Here is a 13112-nt window from a genome sequence, read left to right as displayed (position 1 = left end):
CCGCCGAATGACCGGAGGACGACCACCGGATGGCCGGAACGGCCTGTCATGTCCCCCGGACCGCGACCCGGGGCGCACAGGAGAAGCCCCCGGCCGGACCCCCGCCGGGCCTAGCCGGTTTGGCGGTACCCCGGTGCCCGCTCCGGACATGTTCGTGCACGCTGGATCCAGGACGTGGACGGCCGGCCCGCCGGACCACCGGCAGGCCGCCGCACTGACGGGAGCACAGCATGATCGGAACACCCGGTTCCCCCGGCGCGACCCCCGGCCCCGGGGAGCCGGAACCGCCCGGCTGCGCGGACGACCCCACGGCCGCGCTGCGGGACATGTTCGTGGACCGGACCCAGGGCGCACGGATCGCCCGCGGCCAGGACCCCGCGCAGCGTCCGGTGTTCCTCAAGCCGCACGGGGTGGCCCGCGGCGTGCTGACCGTCGACCCCGACCTCCCGCCCGAGCTGCGCGTCGGCTTCCTCCAGGCCGCCCACGAGCGGACCGACGGACTGACCGCCTGGGTCCGGTTCTCCGGCGACACCGTGCCCGGCCGGCCCGACCTGCGCACGACCCTCGGCGTCGGCATCAAGCTGTACGAGGTCCCCGGCCCGAAACTGCTGGAGGGCGAGTCCGGGGCCGACACCCAGGACCTGCTGCTGCAGAACCACGACGTCTTCTTCGTCGACACCGCGCGCGACATGTGCGAGTTCACCCGGGCCGGCGTCGTCGACGGCGACTACGAACCGTACCTGCGGGAGCACCCCGTCACCCGGGAGATCCTCGACGCGATGGCCAAGGTCGAGGAGAGCGTCCTGACGGCCACGTACTGGAGCGTGCTGCCCTACTCCTTCGGCCTCGAACGCTTCGTCAAGTACCGCCTGGTGCCGGCCGGATGCGAGCTCGGCGACCCGGACGCGGTGCCCGCCGACGAGGACCCCGGGTACCTGGGCGCCGACCTGCGGCACCGGCTCGCGGCCGGCCCGGCGGCCTTCGACCTGATGCTCCAGTTCCGCGACGATCCGCCCCGGATGCCCCTGGACCGGGCCACCGTCCGCTGGGAGGAGTCCGACGGCCGGCCGGTACGGGTGGCCCGGCTGACCCTCCACAAACAGGACGTCCGCGCCCGCGGCCAGGCCGCCTACGGGGAGAACCTCGCCTTCAACCCGTGGCACAGCCTCGCCGAGCACCGCCCGGTGGGCAGCATCTCCGACGCCCGAAGGACGGTCTACCTGGCCTCGGCCGCGCGGCGCCGCGACGTGAACGGCATCCCCGCGACCGAACCCGGCCCCGCCCGCCCCCAGCTCACCCCGCCGCCCGGACGCGACACCCGGATCGTCCGGGCCGCCGTGCACCCCGCGATCGGCGTGGCACGGGTCGGCGACAGCACGGACGAGTACGTCCTCGCCCCGGAGACCGAGGACGCGCCCGCGCTGCCCACCGGCAGCTACAAGGACGCCACCGGCGCCCTCAAGCGCCAGGCCGTCCGCTTCCGCGTCTACGGCTACAACGCCGCCGGCGAGCCGGTCGCCGAACTCACCGCCGACAACGCGGACCTGCGGTGGACCGTCCACGTCGCCAACTCGAAGGCCGCCTGGTACCAGTTCCAGCTGGCCCTCGACATCCCCGAGGCGGAGCGGACCGACGACAGCCTGCTGCGCAACGCCAAGGTCCCGGCCGCGCAGCGCGGCCGCCTGGTCATCGACCCCGGCCCGCGCTCGGTGCGCGGCCGGAACCGCTCCGGCCTGGCCGAGTACCGCTTCGACACCGGCACCTTCCTCGACCGGCCGGTCTACCTCGGCGAGCTGCGCACCGACGACAGCGGCCGGCTGCTCTTCCTCGGCGGGCGCGGCGTCTCCGCCTCGGCCACCGACACCCCCGCCGACACCTTCGCCAACAACGACGGCTGGCACGACGACGTCTCCGACGGCCCGGTCACCGCCGAGGTCCGCATCGACGGGCGGACGGTGCCGGTCGAGCCCGCCTGGGTGGTCACCACACCGCCCAACTACGCGCCCGAACTCACCTCGGTACGGACCATGCACGACCTGGTGCGCGACGCCTTCGTCACCGCCGGCCTGCTTCCCGCCCCGCAGCAGGTGTCGTTCACCCGCGACGTGCTGCCCGTGCTGCGCCGCCTCTGCGGCCTCCAGTGGGTCAACCACGGTCTGGCCGTCCAGTTCGGGCACGGCGGGTTCGCGAACTTCCTCGCCCCCGGCCGGCTCGCGGAGCTGGCCGACCCCTCGCCCGCCCACCGCGAACTGCGCCGGCAGGTCTGGGCCACCATGCGCGCGTACGACCGGGACGGCATGTCGCCCGTACCGTGGCCGTCGATCTACGGCGACGCGATGAACCTGCCCCCGGACTCCGAGCGCCAGCACGTGACGCTCTCCCCCCTGCAGTACCGGCTGCTGGACCGCTGGGCCGACGGCGACTTCACCGCCGACCACGACCCGCAGGCACCCCCGCCCCGGTCCCTCGACGAACTCCCGCTCGCCCGGCGGCCCGAGGCCCTCGACCGGGCCGCCCTGTCCTTCTGCCTCGCCGACGCGTTCCACCCCGGGTGCGAACTCACCTGGCCGATGCGGCACACCACGCTGTACAGCCGGCCGTTCCGGGTGCGCCACCGCGACCCGGGGGCCCCGCGACCGGCGTCCTACGGGCCGAAGCTCACCCCGGAGATCGCGCTCTCCGTCGACGGTCCGCTCTACGCCCAGGGCCCGGGCGACCTGACCCGGTGGATGGCCGTGCCGTGGCAGACCGACACCGCCAGCTGCCTCTCCGGGTACGGCTACGGCGCACCCGGCTTCGGCCCCAAGTACGACCCGTACCTCCCCACCTTCTGGCCCGCCCGGGTGCCCAACCACGTCCTCGCCGAGGAGGACTACGACGTCGTGGTCGACACCTCCCGTCCGGTCGCGGAGCGGCTGGCGGCCTTCGAGAAGCGGCGGACCTGGCTCCGCTGGCTGCCCTCCGGCTACCTCGACACCATCAACGCGATGGTGAAGGACTTCGGCAGGCTCGGTGTCGTCGAGCGCCGCCCCGGCGTCGAGGACGACCCCCGGTTCCCGGCCGAGATGCTGGTCGAGTCGGAGGTCTCCTTCCCCCGCGAGCCCGCCCCGCCGGCCACCCGCAACCTGGTCACCCTGCACGTGCCGCTCGGCGCCGACCCCGACCTCGGCGAGTCCGCGCTGGCCAGCGCCGTCACCCTGGCCGAGCAGCCCGACGAGGAGGTGTCGGCGGGCTACATCGACAAGGTCGTACGCCTCCGGCACCGCCGATGACCGCTGTCCGGCGCGCGCCCGGCGGCGTCGACGCCGCCGTGGCCGGCGGGGGCCCGGCGGGCGCCGTCGCGGCGCTGGTCCTGGCGGGCGCCGGTCACCGCGTCGTGCTCCTCGACGACGGCGGCCCCGCCGGGACCCGCCCGCCGGGCCCCGGCGGCGACCGCCGCAGCGGCGGAGCCGGGTTCCGGATCGGCGAGTTCCTGCCGCCCGCCGCCCGCCCGCTGCTGCGCGATCTCGGTTTGCTGGACGCCTTCCTGGCCGCCGGGCACCCCCGCTCCACGGGGACCTTCGCCGCCTGGGGTTCGGCGGCCCTGCACGGCCGCAGTCACCTGTTCGATCCGTACGGCCACGGCTGGCACCTGGACCGGCTCCGTTTCGACGCGTTCCTCCGGGACGCGGCGGTCGCGGCCGGCGCCGAGGTCCGGCGGGCCGGCGTCCTGGGGCGGCGCGACGGCGGCCGTCTGGTCGTCCGCGACCGGGACGACGGCGCCGTGCGGGAGCTGCGCAGCCGGTGGACGGTCGACGCCACGGGCCGCCGCTGTGTCATCGGCCGCCGGCACGGCCTGCGCCACCGGCAGGACCGCCTCGTCGCCGTCTACACCGTGTTCGGCGTCCGCCACCCCGAGAGCGCAGGGAGCGCAGGGAGCGGGCAGAACGGCGAAGGCGGGGAGGAGGGCGGCGCACGCCGGACGGGGGACCGCGAGGCGCGCACGCTCGTCGAGGCGGTGCCGCACGGCTGGTGGTACACCACCCTCGTCCCGGCCGGCCGCCTGGTCGCCCACCTGACCGACCCCGACCTCGCGGACCCGGCACTCCGCACCCCCGAGGGCTTCTGGCACGGCGTCACCCGGACCGACCACGTCCGCCGCCGGGTCGCCGGGTACGACCCCGCCGCGGCCCCCGTCCCCCGCTGGACGCCCGCCCACGGGCTGCGGCTGGAGCCCGCCGCCGGCCCGGGCTGGGTCGCCGCGGGGGACGCCGCTCTCGCCTTCGACCCACTCTCCTCCCAGGGCATCCTCACCGCGCTGCACACCGGGGTCCGCGCCGGCCGGGCCGTCGCCGACTGCCTGACCGACCCGGGCCGGACCGCCGCCGCACTCGCCGGGTACACCGACTTCCTGGACGGCATCGCCGCCGCCTACACCGGGAACCACGCGCTGTCCTACCGCCAGGAACAGCGCTGGGCCGACCAGCCGTTCTGGCGGCGCCGCCACGGCGCGCACCCGGCCGGCCACCCCCCGCACGCGGGACCGTGCGAAGGTGCACCCGCACCGGAAAGCTCCTAGGGTCGGAAGCACGGGGGTGCGACGCGCCGGAACCCGCTTTCCTGCGGGTCGACAGCGTCGGCACCCGATCCCTCAGGAGATGACCCGGCATGACCACATCGTCCGAAACTCCTGTCCTGGACACCCTCGCCGCGATGACTCTCGACTCGATCGAGCGCTGCGGGCTGCCCACCGACATGCTCCTCCTCACCCGCATCGCCGCGCTCGTGGCCATGGACGCGCCGCCGATGTCCTACCTCGCCCACCTCGGTCCCGCCATGGAGTCCGACGTGACCGCCGACCAGGTCCAGGACGTCCTGGTGGCCATCGCCCCCGTGGTGGGCACTGCCCGCGTGATGTCGGCCGCCGGCCACATCACCGAGGCCCTCGGCTTCGCCATCGCCGTGGCCGAGATCGACGCCGGTTCCCAGGGCTGACCCCAATCCGACGGTACGAATCGAGGCATCCATGTCCGCACCCACCGGCACCGTGCACGCCGGCCACAGCGGCTCCTCCGGCTTCGCGGGCGGCCTGACCGCCTTCGCGGCCGTGATGCTCCTGCTAGCGGGCGCGCTGAGCATCTTCCGAGGGATCATGGCGATCGCCGAGGACGACGTCTTCGTGCAGACCCCCAACTACGTCTTCAAGTTCGATCTGACCAGTTGGGGCTGGATCCACCTGATCCTCGGCGTGATCGCCATCTGCATCGGCCTCGGCCTGTTCCGGGCCTCGCTCTGGGCCCGGATCCTCGGTGTGGCCCTGGCAGCGCTGCTCATCATCGCCAACTTCCTCTCCATCCCGTACTACCCGGTCTGGTCCATCACCGTGATCGCCATCAGTGCCTTCGTCATCTGGGGCCTCTGCGCGGTCCACCGCGACCACGGCGGGCCGGTCGTCTGAACAGGGCGACCGCAGGATGACCCCGGAGCGGCCGTCCGGGCGGCCGGGGCCGGAAGGCCGGAGCAGGCCGGAGGAGGTGAGGACGATGGCACCCCCTTCGGCCGTGCCCCGGCGCGCCCGGCTGTCGGCCCGGCTGGCCGTGGTCTGTGCCCTCGGCGCGCTGGTGGTGCTGGTCGCCGGGGGCGGCCCCGGCGGCCTGCTGCTCCTGGTCACCGCGGTGGTCGGTTCGGCGCTCACCGCCGCCGGCATCTGGTGGGCGGTGTCCCACCACGGGGCCGTCCGGGTGTGCGGTCTCCTGCTGATGGTGGGCGCGCCCGCTGCCCTCGTCGTGCTCTACGCCCGGGCGGGCCTGTGGCCGGAGGCGCTGGCCGCGATCGTGCTGTGGGCCGCCGCCGCGGCGAGCGCACGGTCCGCCGTGCGTCTGGTGCGCCGGCCCGACGGTATGCGCGCGGTCGCCGGACCGCTCCCCCGCCACCCGTTCCTGATCATGAACCCGAAGTCGGGCGGCGGCAAGGTCGGCCGGTTCGGGCTGGTCGAGAAGGCCGAGGCGCTGGGCGCCCGGGTGGTCCTCCTGGACACGTCGGTGCCGGTCGACGTCGCCGCGCTCGCCCGCCGGGCGGTCGCGGAGGGGGCGGACCTGCTCGGTGTGGCGGGCGGCGACGGCACCCAGGCCAGGGTGGCCGAGGTCGCCGCCGAACACGGCCTGCCCTTCCTGGTCGTCTCGGCCGGGACGCGGAACCACTTCGCGATGGACCTCGGCCTGGACCGCACCGACCCGGCCCGCTGCCTCGACGCGCTGACCGACGGGGAGGAACTGCGCGTCGACCTGGGGACGGTGGGCGGCCGCGCCTTCGTCAACACGGCCTCGTTCGGCGTGTACGCGGAGATCGTGCAGCGCCCCGAGTACCGCGGTGCCAAGGCGGGCGCGGCCCTGGACGCGCTGCCCGACCTGCTGCTCGGCTTCTCCGGACACCGCGTCGACGCCCGGACCGAGAGCGGTCGGCTGGACGCCCAGCAGGCGCTCCTGGTCAGCAACAACCCCTACGCGGGCACCGAACCGGTCACCGGCGGCCGGCGGCCACGACTGGACCTCGGTGTGCTCGGTGTCGTCGGGATCCGGGTGACCAACGCGGCCCAGGCGGCCGAGGTCGCGCTCCGCAGCGGCAGGGCGACGGGACTGCGGGTGCTGACCTGCCACCGGGTCGTCGTCGAGTCGGACGCGGACCTCCTCCCGGTCGCCGTCGACGGGGAGGCGCTGCTCCTGCCCGCCCCCGTCGTCTGCGGCATCCGCCCGGGCGCGCTGCGGGTCCTGGTACCGCGGCACCGCCCCGGCCCGCCGCCCGCCCGGCCCGCGCCGAACTGGCGCGAGATCCTCGCCCTCGCCTTCGCCCGGCCCCGGCCGCCCGAGCCGGAGCCAGGACCGGGACCGGGACCGGGACCCGAGGTCCGGGGCGGCTGACGCGGCCGGCCCGAGGTGGCACCGGCCGCCGGGGGCGCGCAGGCTGGAGGGAGGAGGTGCCCCTCCGGACGCCGCGACCGGCGGCGCTCCCTCGGCACCGCACCGCCGGACGGGAGAGATCCGTGAAGGACCTCAAGTTCGAGCAGAAGCGTTCGCTGACCCGTCTCGAAGCCGCCGATCTGCTCACCGCACTCGCGGCCGCGCTGAAGCACGGCGGCAACGCCGAGCTCGAACTCGGCCCCGGGACGCTCACCCTGCGCATCCCCGACGAGCTGCGAAGCGAGGTCGAGGTGGAGGTCGGTGACGGCGAGATCGAAATCGAGATCGAGCTCAAGTGGCCGACCGCGCAGAACCGGCCGGCGCCCTCGCAGCCGGCCGCCGGGAGCGACGCCGGCTGACGCGCGGCCCCTCCCGGCGTCCCGCCCGAACCGCCGGGTCGTCAGGCCGGGAGGTCAGGCCGCCGGGACCCCGGGCAGCCGGGACCTCCGGACGCCGGGAGGTCAGGCCGCGCCGTGGGACGCCTTCGGCGCGCCCGGCTGGGTCACCGGGATCCGCCGGGTGAAGTACAGCGCGAGAAGCGCGGCGAACGCCAGGACGGCCAGCGCGGCGCGGAGGCCGTCCAGCCGCGCCGCCTCGTTCGCGTCCAACGCCGCCTGGGTGGCCTCGGAGGTGGCGCCCGTGTCGGCGAGGACGGTCGTGAGCTGGGCGTCCGACAGGAAGGGCACGCCGCTCTCCAGATTCACCACCGCCTGGCTCCGGACGTCGGCCGGGAAGGCCGGATTCTGCTCGATGTGGGCGACGAACGACGACGTGAGCGCGCCGATCAGGATCGACCCGGCCAGGGCCGTGCCGATCGAGGCCCCCAGGTTGGTGACGGCGTTCTGGACGCCGCCGACCTCCGCGCTCTGCTCGTCCGGCACGGCGGACACGGTGACCGACCCGAGCTGGGACGCCAGCGCCCCCATGCCGAGCCCGATCAGCAGGAGCGGCACGGTCACGATCTCCGCACCCGCGTCGGCATCGAGCGCGGCCAGCAGCGCCACCGCTCCCGCGAAGAGCGCGAGGACCCCGAGCCGCACCACCCGTCGCGGCGAGACGTCCGGGAGCAGCCGCGGGATCAGGATCGCGGCGGCCAGCAGGGTCAGCGACAGCGGCAGGATGCGGGCGCCGGTCTTCAGCGCGGACAGGCCGAGGGCGACCGACAGGTAGAGCGGGACGACGAAGAACACGCCCATCTGGACGAGGTACTGGAAGAAGAACATCGTCAGACCGCCGGTGAGCTGCCGGTTGCGCAGCAGGGCCGGATCCACCAGCGGCTCCGCGCCCCGCTCCACCAGCCGGGCCTCCCAGGACAGGAAGAGCCGGATCAGGAGCAGGCCGGCGAGCATCAGCCAGACGACGAGGGAGATCCCGAGCCACGCGGGCGCGTCGGGCTTCGGCAGGAACCAGCCCCACGTGCTCGACCGGAGCACGCCGTAGACGAAGACGCCCAGGCCGAGGGCGGAGAGCGCGGCGCCGACCAGGTCGATCCGCTCACGCCCGGCGGTGGGCGCGTCCGCGATGCGGCGGGCGAGCACGAGGATGCCGACCACGATGACGACCTCCCCGGCGAAGACCCAGCGCCAGGAGAAGTACGTCGTGGCGAGGCCGCCGATGAGCGGCCCGACGGCGATTGCCGCGGCCCCGGCCGCCGCGACGAGCCCGTAGGCGGCGGGGCGGCGTTCGACGCCGAAGTTGCCGGCGACCAGCGCCACGATCGCGGGCAGGATGAGCGCCGCCCCGACCCCTTCGAGGAAGGACCAGCCGAGCAGGAGCACCGGCAGGTTCGGGGCGAAGGCGGTCGTCAGGGAGCCACAGCCGTAGATGACGCTGCCGATCAGGAACGCCCGCTTGCGGCCGATGAGCGCGCCGACCTTGCCCCCGGGGATCATGAACATCGCCATCACCAGCGTGTAGGCCGTGATGGCGCCCTGGATCCCGGTCACCGTCGTGCCGACGTCCTCGGCGACCGTGGCGATCGAGACGTTCATGACCGAACTGTCGAGCGCCATCAGGAACTGTCCGGCCGCGAGCGTCAGCAGCACGGTCCCGGCCTTCGACGACTTCTGGGACGTCCCTGCGCCCGCTGCCCTGGATGCCATGCGGGTCATGGTCGCAGCGGCCCGGGGCAGCCGCCGCCCGACCCGCCACGGATGTCAGCCGGTCGGCGGCGCCGCACGGGCCGCGCCCGGCGGCCGTCCCACCGCGCCGGACGTCGCGCGGTCGCACCCGGCGTCGCGCCGGAGGTCACGCTCCGTCAGGCGGCGGGCGGGCCCCCGGCCGGGCGGACGGGGTCGCCGTCGGCCCTGGCGGGAGCCGGAAGAACAGCGGAGCGGAGCCGAGCCCGGAGAGCAGTACCTCAGGACGTGTGGGACGGTCCCCGACGTACCCCCGATGCGGTTAGGCTAACCTTACCTCACCGCTTCGCAAGCCCGTCCGACAGCCGCCGCGCTCCGACCCAGGGAGAAGGTCCATGCCACCCACCACCAGCCGTGTCCCCAGACCGCGCCGCACCGGCCGGGACACCGGCAAGTCGGCCGCCACGACGGTGGGGTGACCGATGACCTCGATATCCACCGACGAGTTCGCCGGCCGGACCGCCTTGGTCACCGGCGCCGCCCAGGGCATCGGAGCCGCCGTCGCCCGCATGCTCGCCGACCGCGGGGCCCGGGTCGTCGCGAGCGACCGCTCCCCGTCCGACCCCTCGGTGCACCTGCTCGACGTCACCGACGCCGACGCGGTCGAGAAGCTGGTGGACCTTGCGGAGCAGGAGCACGGACCGCTCGACATCCTGGTCAACGTCGCGGGCGTGCTGCACGCCGGCCCCGCGCTGAGCACCAGCGACGAGGACTGGCAGCACACCTTCGCCGTCAACACCACCGGGGTGTTCCACACCTGCCGGTCCGTCGGCCGCCGGATGGCCGACCGCGGCCGGGGCAGCATCGTCACCGTCGGGTCCAACGCCGCAGGCGTGCCCCGGATGAACATGGCGGCGTACGCGGCCTCCAAGGCGGCCACCACGATGTTCATGCGCTGCCTGGGCCTGGAGCTCGCCGGCTCCGGCGTGCGCTGCAACCTCGTCTCGCCCGGCTCGACCGACACCCCGATGCAGCGGGCGCTGTGGACCGACGACGAGAGCGAGCGCCGGGTCATCGAAGGCGACCTCGCCAGCTACCGGGCCGGGATCCCGCTCCGCCGGATCGCGACGCCCGAGGACATCGCCGAGGCGGTCCTCTTCCTCGCCGGCGACCGCGCGCGGCACGTCACGATGCACGACCTCTACGTCGACGGCGGCGCCACGCTGCGGGCCTGACCCCGAACCGGGCGATCCCGGAATCGCCCGCCCCCTTCGAGTCCCACCACCCGGTGCCCCCGGCACCGGCAGAACGGAGCACCATGACCACGGCTTCCGAAGCCCGGTCCCCTGTCGCGACCCCGGTGGACGGCAGTGAGCTTCTGGCCTCCTACCGGCCGGGTGCCGACCGGGCCTTCCTCGCCGGCCCCACCCGGACCCTGCTCGCCGAAGGCGTGCACCGGCCCGTGCCCGACCCCGCCGAGGCCGGCCGGCTGCTGGCGGCGGCCCGGGCCGAGGGCCGCGACCCGCTGGTCGTCGGGGCGATCCCCTTCTCACCCGGACGGCCCGCCCGACTGTTCATCCCCGAGCAGGTGCACCGCGCCGCCCCGATACGCGCCGGCCTCACCGCCGCCCCCGGGCCGGCCCGGACCGCGGAGAGCGCGTGGACCCGGCGCGCCGTCCCCGCGCCCGAGGGCTACCGGGACGCGGTCGCCCGCGCCGTGCGGCTCATGAACGCGGACCCCGACCTCGCCAAGGTCGTCCTCGCCCGCACCCTGGAACTCACCACCCCCGGCGGCACCGACATCCCCGCCATGGTCGGCCGGCTGCTCGACCGCGACCCGAACGGCTACACCTTCGCCGTACCGGCCGGCGGGACCGCCACCCTGGTCGGGGCCAGCCCCGAACTGCTGCTCTCCCGCCGGGGCCGGCACGTCGTGTCGAACCCGCTCGCCGGGTCCGCCGCCCGCAGCACCGACCCGGTGGAGGACCGGCGCCGCGCCGAGGAGCTCGCCCGCTCCCCCAAGGACCTCGCCGAGCACGCCTTCGTGGTCGACGCCGTCCGGCGCGCGCTCGCACCCCACTGCGACGACCTCGTCGTCCCCGAGCGGCCGTCCCTGATCCGCACCGCGGCCATGTGGCACCTGTCCACCACCGTCACCGGGACGCTGCGCGACCCCTCCACCAGCGCCCTGGACCTCGCGCTGGCCCTGCACCCCACCCCGGCCGTGTGCGGCACCCCGACCGACCGGGCCCGGGACCTGATCGGCACACTGGAACCCTTCGACCGCGGCCTCTACACGGGCGTGGTCGGCTGGGGCGACGCCTCGGGCGACGGCGAATGGGTCGTCACCCTGCGCTGCGCCGAGGCGGACGGCGACCTGCTGCGGCTGTTCGCCGGTGCCGGGGTCGTCGCCGCGTCCGTCCCGGAACACGAACTGGCCGAGACGGCCGCGAAGTTCCGGACCTTCCTGCACGCCGTCGGACTGGAGAACGCCGAATGAGCCTCTACCCCCAGGACGCCGCCGACCGCTACCGGGCGGCCGGGTACTGGACCGGTGAGACGCTGGACACCGTGATCGGCCGGCACGCCGCCGCGACCCCGGACCGGATCGCCGTCACCGACGGCGACCGGCACTGGAGCTACGCCGAACTGGACGCGCGCGCCGACCGGATCGCCGCCGGGATGCTCGCCCGCGGGCTTCGCAAGGGCGACCGGGTGGTCCTCCAGCTCCCCAACGTGGCCGAGTTCTTCGAGGTGTTCTTCGGCGCGATGCGGGCCGGCGTGGTCCCGGTGATGGCCCTCCCGGCGCACCGCCGGGCCGAGATCTCGTACTTCTGCGAGTTCGCCGAGGCCAAGGCCCTCTTCGTCGCCGACCGCCACGAGGGCTTCGACCACCGCGAACTGGCCGCCGAGGTGTGCGCGGCGGTGCCCGGTCTCGGGGAGGTCTTCGTCGTCGGCGATCCCGGGCGGTTCACCCCGCTCGCCGAGCTGCGCGCCGACGCCCCGACCGCGCCGGCCGACCCGCCGCACGCCGGCGACCTCGCCTTCCTCCAGCTGTCCGGCGGCAGCACCGGGCTGCCCAAGCTGATCCCCCGCAGCCACGACGACTACCTGTACAGCGTGCGCGAGTCGGCCGTCATCTGCGAGCTGTCACCCGCCACGGTGTACCTCTGCGCGCTGCCCGCCGCCCACAACTTCCCGCTCAGCTCGCCGGGCACGCTCGGCACCTTCCACGCCGGCGGCCGCGTCGTGCTGGCGCCCGAGCCGAGCCCGGGCACCGCGCTCGCCCTGATCGCCCGCGAGGGCGTCACGATCACCGGTGTGGTGCCCCCGCTGGCCCTCGCCTGGGCGCAGGCCGCCCCGGGCAGCGGCCACGACCTGTCCAGCCTCGAACTCATCCAGGTCGGCGGCGCCAAGCTCAGCGAGCAGGCCGCCCGCCGGCTGGGCCCGGCGCTCGGCTGCCGGCTCCAGCAGGTCTTCGGGATGGCCGAGGGCCTGGTCAACTACACCCGCCCCGAGGACACCGAGGAGACCCTCCTCACCACCCAGGGCCGCCCGATCTCGCCCGAGGACGAGATCCGGATCGTCGACGACGAGGACGTCGACGTGCCCGAGGGGACGACGGGCCACCTGCTGACCCGCGGCCCGTACACCATCCGCGGCTACTGGCGGGCGCCCGAGCACAACGCACGGTCCTTCACCGCCGACGGCTTCTACCGCACCGGGGACCTCGTCCGCCGCACTCCCACCGGCCACCTGGTCGTCGAGGGCCGGGCCAAGGACCAGATCAACCGGGGCGGCGAGAAGGTCGCCGCCGAGGAGGTCGAGAACGTCCTGCTCGCCCACCCCGCGGTCCACGACGTGTCGGTCGTCGCCGTCCCGGACGAGTACCTGGGCGAGCGCAGCTGCGCGTACGTGATCCTGCGGCCCGAGGCCGAGCGGCCCCGCGCGCTCGACCTCAAGAGCTTCGTCCGCGCGGCCGGGCTCGCCGGCTACAAGGTCCCGGACCGCGTCGAGTTCGTCGACGCCTTCCCCAGCACCGGCGTCGGCAAGGTCAGCAAGAAGGACCTCCGCACCACCTCCCGCTAGCCCAGAAAGG

At 75.0% G+C, this 13112-nt stretch carries 10 protein-coding genes; 9 read left to right on the top strand and 1 reads right to left on the bottom strand.

The features are described from left to right. Positions 1 to 230: 230 nt before the first annotated feature. The 6 genes from ACFWIC_RS08155 (at position 231) to ACFWIC_RS08130 (ending at position 7294) form a co-directional block, all read left to right on the top strand. Entirely contained in the window at positions 231 to 3272 is a 3042-nt protein-coding gene (locus ACFWIC_RS08155) for a LodA/GoxA family CTQ-dependent oxidase (RefSeq protein ID WP_380516886.1), read from the top strand. Then, positions 3269 to 4558: an FAD-dependent monooxygenase gene (locus ACFWIC_RS08150; RefSeq protein WP_380516883.1), complete on the top strand. Its 1290-nt coding sequence runs from the start codon at positions 3269 to 3271 to the stop codon at positions 4556 to 4558. Before ACFWIC_RS08155 ends, ACFWIC_RS08150 begins: the two co-directional genes overlap by 4 nt. Before the next feature lie 89 nt (positions 4559 to 4647). Beyond that, entirely contained in the window at positions 4648 to 4974 is a 327-nt protein-coding gene (locus ACFWIC_RS08145; RefSeq protein WP_329882472.1) for a carboxymuconolactone decarboxylase family protein, read from the top strand. Positions 4975 to 5005: 31 nt separating this feature from the next. Continuing rightward, positions 5006 to 5437, top strand: a complete 432-nt coding sequence (locus ACFWIC_RS08140; protein WP_380360356.1) for a hypothetical protein — start codon at positions 5006 to 5008, stop codon at positions 5435 to 5437. 85 nt (positions 5438 to 5522) lie between these two features. Further along, positions 5523 to 6896: a diacylglycerol/lipid kinase family protein gene (locus ACFWIC_RS08135; RefSeq protein WP_380516879.1), complete on the top strand. Its 1374-nt coding sequence runs from the start codon at positions 5523 to 5525 to the stop codon at positions 6894 to 6896. 122 nt (positions 6897 to 7018) lie between these two features. Further along, positions 7019 to 7294, top strand: coding sequence for an amphi-Trp domain-containing protein (locus ACFWIC_RS08130; RefSeq protein WP_380360360.1), 276 nt, complete (start codon positions 7019 to 7021; stop codon positions 7292 to 7294). 102 nt (positions 7295 to 7396) lie between these two features. Here ACFWIC_RS08130 and ACFWIC_RS08125 read toward each other — a convergent pair whose 3' ends face one another. Beyond that, positions 7397 to 9037 carry an MFS transporter gene (locus tag ACFWIC_RS08125; RefSeq protein WP_380360362.1) on the bottom strand — a complete coding sequence of 547 codons (1641 nt, stop codon included), beginning with the start codon at positions 9035 to 9037 and terminating at the stop codon, positions 7397 to 7399. A 458-nt stretch (positions 9038 to 9495) separates the two neighbouring features. Here ACFWIC_RS08125 and dhbA point away from each other — a divergent pair, with 458 nt between their 5' ends. From dhbA to ACFWIC_RS08110, 3 genes are all read left to right on the top strand, one after another. Continuing rightward, positions 9496 to 10248 carry a 2,3-dihydro-2,3-dihydroxybenzoate dehydrogenase gene (gene dhbA / locus ACFWIC_RS08120; protein ID WP_380360364.1) on the top strand — a complete coding sequence of 251 codons (753 nt, stop codon included), beginning with the start codon at positions 9496 to 9498 and terminating at the stop codon, positions 10246 to 10248. Positions 10249 to 10331: 83 nt separating this feature from the next. Beyond that, entirely contained in the window at positions 10332 to 11513 is a 1182-nt protein-coding gene (locus ACFWIC_RS08115) for an isochorismate synthase (protein WP_380516875.1), read from the top strand. After that, a complete protein-coding gene (locus tag ACFWIC_RS08110; RefSeq protein WP_380516872.1) occupies positions 11510 to 13102 on the top strand; it encodes a (2,3-dihydroxybenzoyl)adenylate synthase in 1593 nt (530 codons plus the stop codon). Before ACFWIC_RS08115 ends, ACFWIC_RS08110 begins: the two co-directional genes overlap by 4 nt. The last annotated feature ends 10 nt before the right edge of the window (positions 13103 to 13112 follow it).

This window comes from Kitasatospora sp. NPDC127035, from assembly GCF_042726075.1.
GTDB lineage: Bacteria > Actinomycetota > Actinomycetes > Streptomycetales > Streptomycetaceae > Kitasatospora.
Note: the sequence above shows the minus strand (reverse complement) of the source record. Positions and strands in the feature narration are given on the sequence as shown.